The sequence below is a fragment of the Vibrio sp. 2304 genome, from assembly GCF_033339475.1.
In the GTDB taxonomy this organism is placed as follows: domain Bacteria; phylum Pseudomonadota; class Gammaproteobacteria; order Enterobacterales; family Vibrionaceae; genus Vibrio; species Vibrio alginolyticus.
In genome coordinates, this window is sequence record NZ_JAWOUQ010000004.1 from 269792 (window position 1) to 285439 (window position 15648).

The window sequence follows — 15648 nt, forward strand, 5'->3', positions numbered from 1 at the left end:
ATGTTGTTACCGATGAGACAAATTTTCCAAGAAATGGCCGCAGAAAAGCTGAGATTGGGTTTGACCATTCTGGCAGTCGCGTGGGCGACCCTCTGTATCGCTGCTATGTTGGCGGTAGGTGAGGGCATTCGTCAGGGCGTATTGAAAACCGCACAAAATGGTAACGGCAACTTGATCTATTTGACCGGAGGGATGGCCACCGTCGACCACGGTGCTTTTCACCAAGGCAAGTTTCTGACATTAAAAATGGACGATTCAGAGGTCGTTCGAGCGTTACCCGATGTAAAAAGCGTTGCGCCAACTGCGAAGTGGAAAGAGCGCATCACCGTTGGTGACAGAAGCTCGTGGCAAGAACCGTTAGCGGTCACGAGCGAGTTTCAATCCATGACCAATTTGGTGCCGATGGCGGGGGGGCGATGGTTAAATCCACTCGATCAAAAAGAGACGCGCAAAGTCGTTGTACTGGGTTATGAACTGGCAGCCGACTTATTCAACCCGAATGAGGACTTTAGTTGGTTTGCGACAGTCACATTGCAAGTCAACCCTGTGGGGCAAAAGGTAAAAATCGGCAATGAGGAGTTCACCGTTGTGGGCGTATTGGAGAAAAACAGCGCTCAAATAGAACTGGGGGATCTTATCAACTATTCCAGCTTTGTGCCGTTAGCGACGTGGAAGCGATTTCATGTCAACGGTGAAATTGGTGGCATCAATGTGCAACCACAAGCCGATGTAGACCGAGAAGCCTTAGCAAAGACGATCAGGCAAGTGATTGCCCGTAAGCACGGGGCAAGTGTCAGTGATGAACAGGTCGTCCAAGTCGATGATATGTTCCTTAAACAAAAGAGTATGCAGCAGTTTCTGATAGGTTTGCAGAGTTTTCTTGGCATTATCGGCTTCGTGACGTTAGCTGTTGCTGGCGTTGGCATCGCCAATGTGATGTACGCCACCGTAAAGCGATCTACGCGTGATATCGGCGTGCGCATGGCAGTCGGTGCAACCCCAACGGCCATTCGCATGCACTATTTAGTGCAGTCTTTATTGACAATGATGATGGGAGGCGCGCTTGGGTTAGCCGTGACGTACGCGCTGGTGTCTGCCATCAGTGGCATTCCTTTAGAGGGCAATGCCTTTTATGAACAACTGGGTAAACCTGTCCCGGAGTTGTCGTGGGTCGTTGTCGCGATAATCATCCTCACCTTAGTGATAATTGGTGTGGCATCTGCATGGTTACCTGCAAACCGAGCCGCAAAAGTCAGCCCGTTGGAGGCGCTACAAAGTGAATAACAACAATAACTCTGGAGAGAACATGTCGAACAAGCCGCTTGTTGAGCTGACCAACATCTGCAAATACTACTCAAGCGGGGAGACGGAAGTTCGCGCGCTAGACGGCGTTGACTTAACCATTAATCAAGGCGAGTTTCTTTCGATTCTTGGCCCGTCCGGTTCGGGTAAGTCAACGTTGATGAACATGCTCGGCTGTTTAGATAAGCCCACCGATGGCGAGTACCAACTTGGCGGCCAAAACGTCGCAAGTTTAAGTGCGAATGAGCTGGCTGGCATTCGTAACCAAAAGATTGGATTTGTCTTCCAAAGCTTTAACTTATTGGAATATGCGACGGCGCTTGATAACGTGACGCTGCCGTTGGTTTACTCTGGTATCAAAGCCAAAGAACGTCGCCAGCGCGCATCTAAATTGCTAGAGCAAGTCGGGCTAGGGGATCGTTTAGACCATAAACCAAACCAGCTTTCTGGTGGTCAAAAGCAGAGAGTCGCGATTGCAAGAGCCTTGGTCAACGATCCGCAAATCATCTTAGCAGATGAACCAACGGGTGCATTGGATTCAAAATCCGGCGCAGAGATTGAAGCCTTGTTCAACCAACTCCACGCCGAAGGTAGAACGCTGATCATCGTGACGCACGATAACGCTCTGGCAGAGCGCACTAAACGCATCATCACCATCAAAGACGGCAAGGTGATTTCGGATAGGGTGCCGGTAAGTAGGGAGAAATGAGCTTTTCTTAATTGAGAACTGAGTTTTAAGGGAAATAGCGATACAGAGGCTATCTCCCTTTACTTTTATTCGCGATGTTCGTTTTGTCTCTCTTTTATCAAGTCATGCTTTTGTTCTTTAAGTAGAGTGATTGCGAGCTTAGTGTCCTCAATCAATTTACTGTTATCGTTGAGATCTTTGCTCTTCAAAGGCAAAACTAGATAATGAATGCTGCCATCTGCATTCTGTACTCCGGTAGCGATGATGACATCACCTTCAGACGCCGTACCAAAATACTCTGATACGACTTTGGTTTCGCTGACACCGTAGCTATCCAAATAGGATGACTCCGTATTGTCAAACAAGATAGGAACCCCTTGCTTAGCTAATGTTCGCAATTGTTTTTGCTTTTGCTCGTCGAATGGATAGTCGGTCGTACTGATGTAACTTACCTGTTCAGCTTCAATAAAATCGTACAGTTCATTGCTCAGTTCATTTAATGGGGCAGATATCCAAGGTGTAGCTGGAATGACGTCGGAAGTATCATCATTGCCACTTTGTGGTGTTGGAGTGGTAACCACCTTTTGAGCAGCATTGCTCTCAGGAGGCGTTACACTTATTGTCGCAGCGTCTTCTGTCTTGATTTGCTCGTCAAGGCTTGCAACAGGTTCGGTCTGGGCATTCTTGTTATTTGAATTAATCAGAAATATGGCGAGTACTGCACCAAGTGCTAGCGCCGATCCAGTCAAGAGTTTTTTGTTACTTGTCATGTGTCATGTCTTACCGTTTATTTCATTAGTAAATACGGCGGCCACTTATTTATTCCGTGGCCGCAGGCTAATAAGTTAGTGGTAGAGATCGTCATTCCAAGAGATAGTTACGGCTCGGCTAGTCTCTGTCCATTGACTGCTATCACGATTTTTCTTCCAGGTATTTTCTGGAGTGGTATACCAACTACACCAGTCGCGACCAAAGTAGTAATTGGTTTTTCGCCAACCAGCAACCAGCTTGACCTCTGATGTATCTAGGCCATCTTGAATGTCATTTTTTCTATATACGACGCCGACTTGTGGTTTAAAGTCTGAACGCATAACGACAGGTAACTCATTGTAATCAATCAAATTACCCATGTCACAACTGGTCCAACGATACAATAACCAGTCTTTAGCTGGCGTATTATGGCGGATAGTCTTGTTTTCAATTAACCAATTAATGCTTTCGTTAGCTTGGTTAAAATCGGCAACCGTTTGAAACTCTGGCTGGTCGTACGTTACACGGTTGCTCCAGGAGATTCCCCCACTAATATTTGGAGAAGTAGAAGCACTGAATCCAAGGTTAAAATCTAGCGACTCACTGACAGATGCCGTTGCAATGGTGTTTTCGGGAGCATGGCTCATGTGGCGTAAAGGGGCGCCATTTAAATAGCTCAGTGCTAGCTTAAAAGCCGTTGGAACGGTGTAACGGTAATCTCCCCCAGTGGCAAAACCATAGATTTGTTCTTTGTTTGGAACATTAGTCATGTCGAAGCCAGAACCGCCATTTAGGATCAACTTGGCTTCTTTAGCGCCATTTGGTAGTAAAGATTGGTTCCAGACATTTTCTAAAGAATAAATTAAGCGGATTTTTTTCGAGCGTGCATCACCATCATCAAGCTGAAGCAACGTCGAAGTGTAAGATTTTAATGTATCTTCAGCATGTGCTGGTGCTAAAGAACCAAGTAAAGCGAGTGCGATAATACTCGCGGAAAGATGCTGTTTTTCCATTATTGTTTCCTATTAGTCAGCCCATAAAGACTTTTGTTTTAAACTGTCTTGATGGGCACTTTATAATTATGGACAGGTTATAAATTCAAGCTCAATAAATGAGCGGTGAAATAGTGCATCTTGTTTTTTATTAAAAAAAGAAAAAGGATAGATTCGTGGGATTAATGTCTCATAGTTTTTAAATTCACCACTCAACTATAATAAATAAGAATTTGGTTATTAAGTCTTGTCTTTTTAAGTTATTGCTTAATTTTAATTTTCTAATGTTATATTGAGCTTTTTTATTGATAAAAGTGAATTTTATAAATGTTAGCCATGTTATTTTTAGGGTTTTTGTTATACCAAACTAAGTAAAGTATCGTTATGTGGTTATCTCGGGTTTATGGTTTTAATTCAAATTAAAACAGTGGCTTATGTTTTTTTTGTTGTTGTTTTTTAGAGCTTAATGTAATAGTTGAGTGATAAAGTCCGTCAATGAAGTTGCCATGTTCGTGTATGAAGTTATATGTGCTTTACAGCAGGAAATTAAACTTTACGTTTAAGATGGTAAAGATAGAAAAAGAAATAAATAAGATAATTAAATAATCATGTTTCCGAGAATATAAATGTAACGTACTTCTAATTAAACGAATGCTTGAATAAACGATGGAGTGTGAAAAGTAATATTTAAGTTACGCTGTCCTATATTCCAGTTGGTGCCTTGTTCATACAATGCGTTTTCTCGGCTTAAACTGGTTTACGTACTGCTAATCTCTTATCCGTTTCTTAATTACACATATTGGCAATATGCTCGCCAAGTTACGTGTATTGGTGTCAATGAAAAACAGTATCTACGATAGCTCTCTCAGGGTTGGAACTGCCACTATGAATTTCCTTCATGTTCAATGTGAAACAATACCAATATTACTCAACTCGTGAAGCAAGTATAAAAAAAGGACTGCTCTGGTGTTAGGCACTGCGACGGTCGTTTTTTGTACGAACCGTTCGTCGTAAGTGCTGTGCAACCTAACGATTGGGAAAACCAAAAAACAAAAAATGTCCCCATGCACAGAGTTAGGAAAAGTCTGCTTTATCTAAGGAAATAGGATACCAACTCACGATGAATAACGATTTCACATTTGCTATCAAAAGCATTCGCTTTGATGAGAATTACCAACCATCAGACAACACGCGAATCACTACCAACTTTGCTAATCTGGCTCGCGGAAACTACCGCCGAGAGAATCTGCGCAATGCGCTCCGAATGATCGACAATCGTTTTAATGCGTTGGCATATTGGGATAACGCGCAAGGTGACCGCTACTCCGTTGAACTTGAAATCATCTCCGTTGATATGGATATCCAAGGTAGTGGAGAAGCCTTCCCATCGATTGAAGTGCTCAAAACTAACATTGTTGACCACAACACTAACGAGCGTATCGAAGGCATTGTGGGCAACAACTTCTCTTCATACGTGCGTGATTACGACTTTAGCGTTTTGCTGTTGGACCACAACAAAAACCAGCCACAGTTCAGTATCCCAGCGAACTTCGGTGATTTGCATGGCAAACTGTTCAAAGCTTTCGTTAATTCTGAGTCTTACAAACAGCATTTCAAAAAGCTGCCAGTGATTTGTCTGAGCGTATCGGACAACAAGGTATATCGACGCACCGAAAACCAACATCCTGTTTTGGGCTTTGAATATCAGCCGAACGAATCTTCGTTGACGGAGCAGTACTTCAAAAAGATGGGCTTACAGGTGCGCTACTTTATGCCGCCAAACAGTGTTGCACCATTGGCATTCTACTTCTTCGGTGACTTGTTGAACGATTATTCAAACCTAGAGCTTATCAGTACGATTAGCACGATGGAGACATTCCAGAAGATTTACCGACCTGAGATTTACAATGCCAACGCGGTTGCCGGTAATTGCTACCAGCCAAACTTAAAAAACCTAGACCACTCGCTAACTCAAATCGTTTACGACCGAGAAGAGCGCAGCCAACTGGCGATTGAACAAGGGAAATTTGCCGAGGAGCATTTCATCAAACCTTATCAATCTGTGCTTGAACAATGGTCTGCAAGCTGCGCGTAATCGATAACGAGAATCTAGAAAGGAATGACGATGAAAACACTATTACCGACTTCAACGGCTGGCAGCTTACCGAAACCTTCTTGGTTGGCCGAACCAGAAAAACTTTGGTCACCGTGGAAACTGCAAGGTGAAGAACTGATTGATGGCAAACGCGATGCGCTACGTGTCGCTTTGCAAGAACAAGAACTGGCAGGCGTTGATATCGTAAGTGATGGCGAGCAAACTCGGCAACATTTTGTGACGACCTTTATTGAGCATTTAAGCGGCGTAGATTTTGAAAACCGCAAAACGGTGACCATTCGCAACCGTTATGAAGCAAGTGTTCCGACTGTGGTTGGCCCAGTAAGCCGCACAAAGCCCGTGTTTGTTGAAGATGCCAAGTTCTTGCGTCAGCAAACTAAGCAACCTATCAAGTGGGCGCTGCCAGGCCCTATGACGATGATCGACACACTTTATGATGATCATTACGGTAGCCGTGAAAAGCTGGCTTGGGAATTTGCAAAGATCCTCAACCAAGAAGCGAAAGAGCTTGAAGCGGCAGGTGTCGATATCATTCAATTCGATGAACCTGCGTTCAATGTGTTCTTCGATGATGTGAACGAGTGGGGCATTGCATGTTTAGAGCGTGCGATTGAAGGGCTGAAATGTGAAACGGCGGTGCATATCTGCTATGGCTACGGCATCAAAGCGAACACAGATTGGAAGCAAACGCTAGGCACTGAATGGCGACAATATGAAGAAGTATTCCCTAAATTGCAGCAGTCAAATATCGATATTATCTCGCTTGAGTGTCATAACTCACGAGTGCCTATTGAGTTACTTGAGTTGATTCGCGGTAAGAAGGTGATGGTTGGTGCGATTGACGTCGCTACCAACGAAATTGAAACGCCAGAAGAAGTAGCGAACACATTGCGAGAGGCGTTGAAGTACGTTGATGCCGACAAGCTTTACCCATGTACCAACTGTGGTATGGCACCTTTGTCTCGTGAAGTATCGACCGCTAAGCTCAATGCGTTAAGTGCGGGTGCGGAGATCATTCGTAAAGAGTTGGTGGGTTGATATTAATACTTAGGCTCCGCACCATGAACTAAAATTAGGGTCAATCTAGCGAGTTTAAACGAGACTAGGAATCTGATTACAGCTCGCTAGGAAATGACGATAACTTTCGCACTTCAAAGCACTCGGTGGGTAGATCCTGAATCACGCTCGTCCCTCGCTGTTCAGGATGACGGATGTTGGGAGATATGTTACTCACATACCCAACTATTTGGCTTGTATTCAAATTTGGGTTATTCCAGCGAGTCTAGACGAGACTAGGAATCTGATTACAACTCGCTGGGAAATAGCGATAACTTTCGCACTTCAAAGCACTCGGTGGGGAGCTCCTGAATCACGCTCGTCCCTCGCTGTTCAGGATGACGGATGTTGGAAGATACATTGCTCGCCATCCACCAGGTATTAGAGCAGCTCCAAGGTAGGGTCATTCCAGCGAGTCTAGACGAGACTAGGAATCGGGTTACAGCTCGCTAGGAAATAGCGATAACTCTCGCACTTCAAAGCACTCGGTGGGTAGATCCTGAATCACGCTCGTCCCTCGCTGTTCTGGATGACGGATGTTGGAAGATACATCGCTCGCCACAACCCTAGGTATTGGATCTGCTCCAAGGCAGGGTCATTCCAGCGAGTCTAGACGAGACTAGGAATCTACTAACAACTCACTGGAAAATGGCGATAACCTTAGAACTTCACAGCACTCGGTGAGCAGATCATGAATCACGCTCGTTCCTCGATGTTCAGGGTGACCGTTTTAAATAAAAATGCCGCTCACAGTAAAGTGAGCGGCATACATTTCCCGCTTCCAGCCTCGGCCAGATTTAATTCAACTCCACGTTCTTAATCTCAGGATGCTTTAGCAACATCACACGAATCCAGTGATGCACCACCCACATCACCATCGCGGTGAGCAGAACCGCAACGAAAATCGAGCTGAAACGGTACAAGATCGAAAAGAACGCGTCTTTTTGTTCTGGCACCAATGAAGTCGTCAGCGGAACCGATAGGGCAGACATGGCAGAAAACGCGATAGCCGCTTTAATTTGCCCCTTGGTGAGCCACAAGCAGAATGGCCCCATCGCAATGGTAAAGGCGAGCCAAAAGAGTAGCCCATGCCCATACCAACTGCCCAATATCAGCTGAACAGCCATCCCTGCGATGCAGCCTAGTGCGGTGCCGATGATGCGAATTTTTGCCATGGCGAGCGAGCCCGCTAAAGTCATTGGGGTTAGGATGATCAAAATGGAAGCTTGTGCGGATAGCGAGTCATATAAGTCTGCTACTTGGAATACGATAAATGCCGCCATCGCCACTACCCAACCCATGGCAACTTGGCTGATGTAGTCAATATCGCTTTTTACGGGGGTCGATATCTCAATGTGTTCGGCGGAGGATTTTGGCTCAGGGAACAACCAATACGCGAATGCGCAAACAAAAATATTGCTGAACGCCATCACCCACATGTTGACATTGAACTCTTCAATATCCATGAAGTTATAGCTGGCAAAATTCAACACAATTGAACCCACTAACAGCCCCATGTAACCAAACAAATAGGTTTTCTGGTTCATCATTGCAATGCACTTGAACAGCATCATGATTCCGACGGCTACGGTCATTAATGTTGGATGAAACTGCAAGTATTCCAGCAAAAATGTGGCTTGTATGGTTGTCCACACCGCAGAGAAAAACACGATCAATAAAGCCGAAAGATTAAAGTTGTCCATTCTGCCCAATATAAACAGCGGCATCATGATGGCAAAAAATCCGTAAGACCAACCGAAGATCATGCTTAGCGCGAGCCCTAAAGAGCAGCCGAACCAAATTCGTAAGGTTTTCATTGTCGCCGCCTAGTAAATGAAGTGGAACCAGCTTGCGAGGTGAATCTGTGCTTGCGCCATCCACTGCCAGAAAATGCTGTTGTCTGGGTACAAAACAATGGTAGCGCGAGAGCCGACAAACAGTGCTGGTGGTAACTCTTCGCTGCTGGTTAGGTTCACTCGTGTACGCTGCGCATCACGTACCCAGCGGTTGTTCACTTCCACTTTGGTTAGTGCGCCATTAGGCGTTTGTTGTGCGGCTGCTACACCGTAATCGCGGCTAGCTAAATCAAAGTCGTACACCGAACCTGGGTTGGCATCAAATGTAACCAAGGCGTGGAAAGTCTTGTCTACGTTCGCGACGGATTTTTCACGAAAATCAGCGGCTACCCAGAGTGATCCTGTTGGTACAAATGTCAGCAATGGCATGTTGGTGTTTGCCATCGTGCCAACTTCTAGTTGCAGGTTGGTCACGACACCATCACTGGGAGCGAGTACCGCGGTATTTGCCAAATCAAGTTGCGCCTTTTCGATGCCGTTTTTGGCAATTCGAACGGCGGTGCTTTGACCTTTTTGATCGCCTAATTGCGCCTCAATGACTTTTAAGTTTTGTCGTTCCGCTTTAAGCGCTGCACGTGATACCTGATTTTGGGCAAAGGCATTATCGAGTGTCGATTGAGAGATGACTTTCTGCTTCGATAGTGTCAGTAAGCGGTTGTACTCGCGGTGTGCATTATCAAATGTCGCTTGTGCGCGGGCAATATTGGCAAGAGCGGCTTCGCGTTGAGAATACAGTGTTGCTTCTTTTTCATAGGCGGATTGCAGAGACAGCTCCGCCTGTTCAAGCGCTATCTTGTATTTACGATCATCAATCGTAAACAACACATCGCCTTTTTGAACGGACTGGTTATTCTCGATGAGAACGTCGGTCACTTTACCAGATACCTCGGGTGCGACTTGGACAACGTATCCTTGCACTCGTCCTTCGGTCGTTAAGGGGGCGTAGCGGTCAGCAATGATAATGTACAAAAATAGTACGATGAACAGGACAATCAAAGTTCGCATCCAGTGTTTGAATTTTTGGTCAGCCGTCATTACAAGTTCCGTTAAACATATTGGATAGCGGATTATAGAGAAGTCACTCACAATTCAGTAGAATGATAATACGAACATAAATGACCTAAAAATAGGACAATGAACGTTAGTTTTGATGATATTTATCTATTCACTCAGACGGTGGTTCACGGCGGTATAAGTGCAGCGGCAGAGGCGAATCAACTACAACGCTCAAAAGTGAGTCGTCGCCTGCAAGAATTAGAGAAATCGCTCGGGGTACAGCTTTTGATCCGCACAACACGCAGCATAGAGTTGACGGAGCACGGGAAACGCTTGTTTGAGTTGGTGGGGCAGCCTATTGACCATATTCAGCAAGGTTTAAATGCCATGAACGAATATCAACAAGAGCTGACGGGCAAGGTGCGTTTAGCCATTCCTTCCGCATTGATGAGCTCTGCCGCGTTTAACGCGATCATCACCGAGTACACAACGCGGTATCCGGAGATTTCGGTCGAGATTGAAAACTATCAAGAGAGTGTCGATCTCAAGCGTCAATCGTTTGATTTACAGCTTCTTCCGAGCGTGGTCAAAGTCACCGATGACAGCTATGTGCAGTTCAGTCTTTTGCCTTATCGTAGTCACTTTGTTGCGTCAAAAGCTTATCTAGAATCGCATCCTCCAGTAAAAACGGTGGAAGATCTTAAGCAGCATCGCCTTTTAACTAATCGTTACAATGCCGATTTGCTCGATTCAGATTTGCATGTCGCGTTGCGATCGGACGATCTCAACTTGCTGCGCTCGATGGCGATAGCAGGAAACGGCATCGCGTTTATTCCACAAATTCATTCCAAGCCTGCATTGCGAGATGGTTTGTTGGTCGAGGTGCTGCCTCAATTCGCGCATCCGAAGCAGCATCTTACTCTGATTTATCCCTCGGCCTTATTTCTGCCCAATAAAGTCAAAGCCTTGATTGAGCTAATTCGAGAGAAATTTAAATAGTCAGTTCAAACCACTCTTAACTAAGAGCAAATGTGTGAGCGAAGGTCATCTTTCTAGGTTTTAGTGCTCTAACATGAAAGGATTCTGATACATTAACTATTGCTCAACTTGTTGAGTATGGTTTGTGGTCGCACAAGATAGGAGATGGAAATGTTATCGAAAGGAAACACGGGCCTGATTGTGGTGGATGTTCAGGGCAAACTCGCTACATTAATGCATGAAAGTGACGCTCTGATTGAAAATATCACGAAACTGGTAAAGGGCGCCAAAGCACTAGATTTGCCTATTCTGTGGCTAGAACAGAATCCAGAAAGGTTGGGCCCAACCGCGGAGCCGATTCGTGAAGTGCTTGAAAGTACGCATTTACCTATTACCAAGTACACGTTTGATGGTTGCAAAGAGGCGACGTTTAAGGTCGCGGTGGAGAACGCGAAAGTTGATACCTGGTTGGTTTGCGGTATTGAATCCCACATTTGCGTCTATCAAACCGCGGTTTCTCTGCGTCAGTCCGGTTATCGCGTTGAATTAGTCACGGATTGTGTATCTTCCCGAACCGCTGCCAATAAAGCGCTTGCTCTTGCGAAGTTAACCGCAAACGGTGTGGTGCTCACTGGGTTAGAAATGTGTTTGTATGAAATGGTCGAAGATTGCCGAGCACCTGAATTCAAAGAAATTCTGGCGCTCATCAAATAGTGGAATCACTGTAATCAGCAACAACTTTATTTGAACACGCTATTCAAATTCTCGTTGATATCTTGGCAACATCGACTCGTTGCCAAGTAACCCGCCTTGGTGAATGTAAATCACCGTTTTATCTGTGTTCTCTTCGAACCAAGGTGTTAGGCATTGCCACATATACGGGTCGTATAACAGGTCAAATTCGAGGTCGGTTTGCTCAAAGAGTGCTTTCCATGTGATGTAATCTTCTTCGTACAAGCGACCAAAATGGTGTTTGTTGCGGATGGTTAAAATGGTTGGGTGGCTATTTTCACCGAGCTGGTTGAACTGCTCAGTTAAGTAATCTGCATCGCCTACGCAAGGGCAAGTTAGCACTTCAATGCCGTGTGGACTTAAATGTTTATGAAGATATAAAGACGTCGTGCCAGTGCCTGATGGCAGGGCGACCGCAAACTGCTCTTTACCTCTCAATCGCGTCCAATCAAGAATTTCTCGTGCTAACTGTTTGATGCCAGCTTCAGCGAGGTGGGAACGTCCACCTTCTGGAATAAGCAATGTCGATTCATCTAATCTTCGTACCTGGTGGATGTATTCACTAGGGTGGAGTTCGCTACCGATGTCTTGCATGGCGGTGATTTTCATACCCAAATCGAGAGCGCCGCGATAGTTTCCGATGGGGGAGCTTTTTAGCCAAGATGGAATGTGATGAACATAAAACTCAAATGCCCAACCTTTAATCTGGGCGAGAGCCGCTAGCGAGTACATGGCATTAGATTGAGCGGAGCCAAAGCTTATTAACGTGGTGATGTCGGGATTTTGCTCTTCCATTAACGTCATAAACTTACGTGCTTTGTTCCCAGAAAAGTGGGAGTGGAGCATGTCGTCACGTTTAAGGAAAAATTTGCGCCCATTAAAGCTATGTTGGGTGATAGGACTTTCTGAGAGTTTCATGTCGATGCTGACGGAATAAACCGTGTCACCTTTGCCATTTAAAAAGGGCGCGTAGTGTAACGCCATTAAACCCAGATAAAAAGTCTGGGTTTCAGTACATCCATTTCGGTTATTCCTGATGTTCTGTTGCGAGGTTAATTTTTGCCTCACAACCACCTTCTGGATGTGTACCAATCTTAAATTGCCAGCCATAGCGTTGGCACAAATCGTCCACAATCATCAAACCTAATCCGTGCCCATCAGAATGTGGAATGGTTGAAAAGCCTTCACCTTCATCGCGCACCGAAATGGTGTTTTCATCCATATTGATATGAATTGATCCCGAAGGTGTTGCGGCGATGCCGTTGCGAATCAGGTTGCCAAGAATAATGGTCAACACGGCATTGGTCGCGCGCGTTCTAGGGTTGCCGTCTATCTGTACATCAAAGCTGAGTGCTTTCTCATCCGCCTGAGCTTGGCTTTGGAAGATGATTTGTTTCAGCTCTTCTTCGGTGATACTGCGCACCGGTGAATCGTCTGCATTGCGTTCATAACGCACTAAGCCGAGTAGGGCATCCACCATGGTCGACATTTGCTGCGTCGCATCCTGAATTCGGTTCACTTGGCGGGTTTGGAAATCCGTGTTCGCACTTCTCGCCAGTAAGCTGCTTGAGCCTTTCATTACGGTTAACGGTGTACGCAGTTCATGGCTTGCGTATCGTGCAAAGGCTTGCTCACGCTTGATGACTTGGTTGATTTTGTGGCGGTACTCATTCAACTCATCCGCAAGGGTTTGGAACTCTTTGGCCGAGCCCTCAGGCACACTAAAAGTCTGCGTAGCATCGCCTTGGTGACGATCGAGTTGAGTTTTAAGCGCATTGACGGGTTCAATTAAGCGCTGTGATAAACGCAGCAGCAGGCTACCAAACAGAAACACCAGCACGGCGACAATGGACAACACCATAGCGACGACGAGAATGAATTCCTCTGAGGTGATCTCGATTTCATCAATCAAGGAAACCAGAATCACAGGATGTTCAACGCCTTTGTAGGTGTAAGTGCTCATGTAAACCATGCGCGAGTATTCACCGTCTTCTACTTCATCAAGAAAGTGCTTTTGACCAATCAGGTATTTTTGGTAGCGCTCGGCAACCAATGAGATGTCGTTGTAAGCGGTGGTGAGCAGGTCAAGCTGAATACTGCCTTGCTCTGGGTGGGACTGGAAATGTTCAATCGCTTCTTTTTTATCGACCATAATACGACGCTCGCCCACGCGGTCTTCAGACCAAAGCAGGGAGCCGGTAATCAACAAAAAGCAGAAGATGCCAATCACGACCGACACAAAAGAGAAAAACAGAGCGAGTCGCCCTGTCATACTTTGTGTGCTTTGCGTGCTGGCAAGTAAGCGATTGATCATGCACCTGTCTCCAAGCGGAAGCCAACTTTCGGCACGGTGATCAGCACATGTTGTTCAAATGGCTTATCAAGTTGGTTACGCAGTTGGTAAATGTGGCTGCGCAGAACATCGTTGTTCGGCTCGTTTTCTTGCCAAAGTTGGAAGGCGATTTCTTCACGTGTCACTACGTCTGGCGCGCTTTTCACAAGCATTTCCAGAATGGTGTAAGTTGTGGGGTTTAGCGCCAGCAGTTTATCTTGGCGGTAAGCTTTACGCGTTTTTTGGTCGATAGACACTTCACCGTATTCCAACTTACTCGATGCGACAGTGCCACGGTAACGGCGGATCAGGGCCATCATGCGCGCTTCAAGAATATCCAGATCGAAAGGCTTGGTCAGATAGTCATCAGCACCGTGTTGGAAGCCTTTGAGCATATCGTCACGGCTATCAAGCGCCGTCAGCATAAGCACTGGTGTGTTGTTGCCCGCGTCGCGAAGTTTATTACACATGGTCAGGCCATCCATGCGTGGCAGCATGAGGTCGAGCAAGATGATGTCGAAGGTGTTTTCCATCGCCAGTTTCAGGCCGAGCTCGCCGTTGTCTGCATAATCGAGTTCCATACCTGCACACTCAAAATAATCGAACAGCATGCCTGCGATTTCTCGATTATCTTCGACTAAAAGTACGCGTTTCATGTATTTCTCTCCAAGTGGGCAGGTGTTCGAAAATAACATTTCGTATTAACCGAACATTATTCACTAAGGACGTGAAAAAGATGTCAATAACATCTCTTTCACATTGATGTTTGTAGACTGGATTCATTCATCGGATTTAGTGGAAGAGTAGCATGTCAACCTTCAACATTCACGCTGTAACCTTTTCAAAGGTGAGCCAACACACTGAGCCTAAAACAGTTTTGTCTGTTGTGGTGCCATTCTTTAACGAGCAAGAAGTCTTGCCTGAATTTCATCGTCGTTTAGCCGCCGTTTTGGATGAAATGCCAGAACGCTGTGAAATCGTCTATGTCGACGACGGCAGCAAAGACGACAGCCTAATGATCGCGCAAAACTTTTCTCAATCTTCTAGCGATGTTCGTTGTATTGCATTAAGCCGTAACTTCGGCAAAGAGTCTGCCATGAGTGCGGGTCTAGAACACTGCCAAGGTGAAGCGGTGATCGTGATTGATGCTGACTTGCAAGACCCGCCGGAGTTGATTCCGCAAATGGTATCAAAATGGCGTGAGGGGTATGACGTGGTGAATATGCAGCGCAGCGAACGCCACGGTGAAACTTGGTTTAAACGCTTCTCGGCCGCTTGCTTTTACAAAGTGCTTAACGGCATGGCGAAATTGGATGTGCCTGAGAACGTGGGCGATTTCCGTCTACTGAGCGCAAAAGTGGTCAAACACATCAATGCGCTGCCAGAACGTAACCGATATATGAAAGGCATTTTTTCTTGGCCGGGTTTCAAGCAAGTGACGGTTCAGTTTGAGCGTGATGCTCGTTTTTGTGGTGAAACCAAATGGAACTACCTCAAGCTAATTGGCCTTGCAATGGACGGCATTACCTCGTTTTCCATTCGTCCTTTGCGCTTAGCGACACTTGCTGGTGCGTTAGTGGCGTTCAGTGCCTTTATCTATGGCGCATTCATAGTGATGAAAACCGTAGTGTTTGGTGAGCCTGTCACTGGCTACCCATCCATGATGGTCGTCCAACTTGCCTTGGGCGGTGTGCAACTGCTGTCGATTGGCCTTTTGGGTGAATACATTGGCCGCATTTTTGTCGAGACCAAGCAACGTCCTCTTTATCTTGTTCAGTCTGTTTACGAGCAGCCTGCAAAACATCAATCCATCCAAACCATGAAGTTTAAACTGGGAGAAACCGCGTAAT

Annotated in this window: 14 protein-coding genes; 7 read left to right on the plus strand and 7 right to left on the minus strand. The window is 45.8% G+C overall.

Translation table 11 applies throughout. The features are described 5' to 3' along the window. Together R7P64_RS10665 and R7P64_RS10670 are read left to right on the plus strand one after the other, a co-directional pair. The gene (locus R7P64_RS10665) at window positions 1–1284 is read left to right on the plus strand and encodes an ABC transporter permease (protein ID WP_005385781.1); all 1284 of its coding nucleotides are present in this window, start codon (window positions 1–3) and stop codon (window positions 1282–1284) included. 22 nt (window positions 1285–1306) lie between these two features. Beyond that, window positions 1307–2011 carry an ABC transporter ATP-binding protein gene (locus R7P64_RS10670; protein WP_318123488.1) on the plus strand — a complete coding sequence of 235 codons (705 nt, stop codon included), beginning with the start codon at window positions 1307–1309 and terminating at the stop codon, window positions 2009–2011. Window positions 2012–2076: 65 nt separating this feature from the next. Here the strand turns inward: R7P64_RS10670 and R7P64_RS10675 are convergent, their stop codons facing one another. Continuing rightward, window positions 2077–2760 carry a topoisomerase I gene (locus R7P64_RS10675; protein WP_130545126.1) on the minus strand — a complete coding sequence of 228 codons (684 nt, stop codon included), beginning with the start codon at window positions 2758–2760 and terminating at the stop codon, window positions 2077–2079. 75 nt (window positions 2761–2835) lie between these two features. Beyond that, window positions 2836–3753 (minus strand): leukocidin family pore-forming toxin, encoded by a 918-nt coding sequence (locus R7P64_RS10680; RefSeq protein ID WP_005376731.1) that lies wholly within the window; start codon window positions 3751–3753, stop codon window positions 2836–2838. Between the two features lie 1099 nt (window positions 3754–4852). On the opposite strand from R7P64_RS10680, the gene R7P64_RS10685 reads away from it, so the two are divergent. Next, window positions 4853–5827 (plus strand): DUF1852 domain-containing protein, encoded by a 975-nt coding sequence (locus tag R7P64_RS10685; RefSeq protein WP_005376733.1) that lies wholly within the window; start codon window positions 4853–4855, stop codon window positions 5825–5827. A gap of 30 nt (window positions 5828–5857) precedes the next feature. Then, the gene (locus R7P64_RS10690; protein ID WP_031780992.1) at window positions 5858–6886 is read left to right on the plus strand and encodes a methionine synthase; all 1029 of its coding nucleotides are present in this window, start codon (window positions 5858–5860) and stop codon (window positions 6884–6886) included. A gap of 815 nt (window positions 6887–7701) precedes the next feature. Here R7P64_RS10690 and R7P64_RS10695 read toward each other — a convergent pair. Both R7P64_RS10695 and R7P64_RS10700 read right to left on the minus strand, forming a co-directional pair. Next, the gene (locus R7P64_RS10695) at window positions 7702–8721 is read right to left on the minus strand and encodes a DUF2955 domain-containing protein (protein ID WP_005389391.1); all 1020 of its coding nucleotides are present in this window, start codon (window positions 8719–8721) and stop codon (window positions 7702–7704) included. A gap of 9 nt (window positions 8722–8730) precedes the next feature. After that, window positions 8731–9795: an HlyD family secretion protein gene (locus tag R7P64_RS10700; protein WP_031781331.1), complete on the minus strand. Its 1065-nt coding sequence runs from the start codon at window positions 9793–9795 to the stop codon at window positions 8731–8733. Between the two features lie 99 nt (window positions 9796–9894). Here R7P64_RS10700 and R7P64_RS10705 point away from each other — a divergent pair, with 99 nt between their 5' ends. Together R7P64_RS10705 and R7P64_RS10710 are read left to right on the plus strand one after the other, a co-directional pair. After that, entirely contained in the window at window positions 9895–10755 is an 861-nt protein-coding gene (locus R7P64_RS10705) for a LysR family transcriptional regulator (protein WP_154205168.1), read from the plus strand. 150 nt (window positions 10756–10905) lie between these two features. After that, on the plus strand, window positions 10906–11448 hold the full coding sequence (locus R7P64_RS10710; protein ID WP_005457944.1) for a hydrolase: 543 nt from the start codon (window positions 10906–10908) through the stop codon (window positions 11446–11448). A gap of 39 nt (window positions 11449–11487) precedes the next feature. On the opposite strand, the gene R7P64_RS10715 is transcribed toward R7P64_RS10710, so the two are convergent. From R7P64_RS10715 to R7P64_RS10725, 3 genes are all read right to left on the minus strand, one after another. Continuing rightward, the gene (locus R7P64_RS10715) at window positions 11488–12384 is read right to left on the minus strand and encodes a 1-aminocyclopropane-1-carboxylate deaminase/D-cysteine desulfhydrase (RefSeq protein WP_318123534.1); all 897 of its coding nucleotides are present in this window, start codon (window positions 12382–12384) and stop codon (window positions 11488–11490) included. 109 nt (window positions 12385–12493) lie between these two features. Next, a complete protein-coding gene (locus tag R7P64_RS10720; protein ID WP_318123491.1) occupies window positions 12494–13780 on the minus strand; it encodes a HAMP domain-containing sensor histidine kinase in 1287 nt (428 codons plus the stop codon). Further along, window positions 13777–14454: a response regulator transcription factor gene (locus R7P64_RS10725; protein ID WP_005389368.1), complete on the minus strand. Its 678-nt coding sequence runs from the start codon at window positions 14452–14454 to the stop codon at window positions 13777–13779. Before R7P64_RS10725 ends, R7P64_RS10720 begins: the two co-directional genes overlap by 4 nt. Before the next feature lie 152 nt (window positions 14455–14606). Here R7P64_RS10725 and R7P64_RS10730 point away from each other — a divergent pair, with 152 nt between their 5' ends. Continuing rightward, complete coding sequence (locus R7P64_RS10730) at window positions 14607–15647, plus strand: glycosyltransferase family 2 protein (RefSeq protein WP_318123494.1); 1041 nt, start codon at window positions 14607–14609, stop codon at window positions 15645–15647. Window position 15648: the final 1 nt, after the last annotated feature.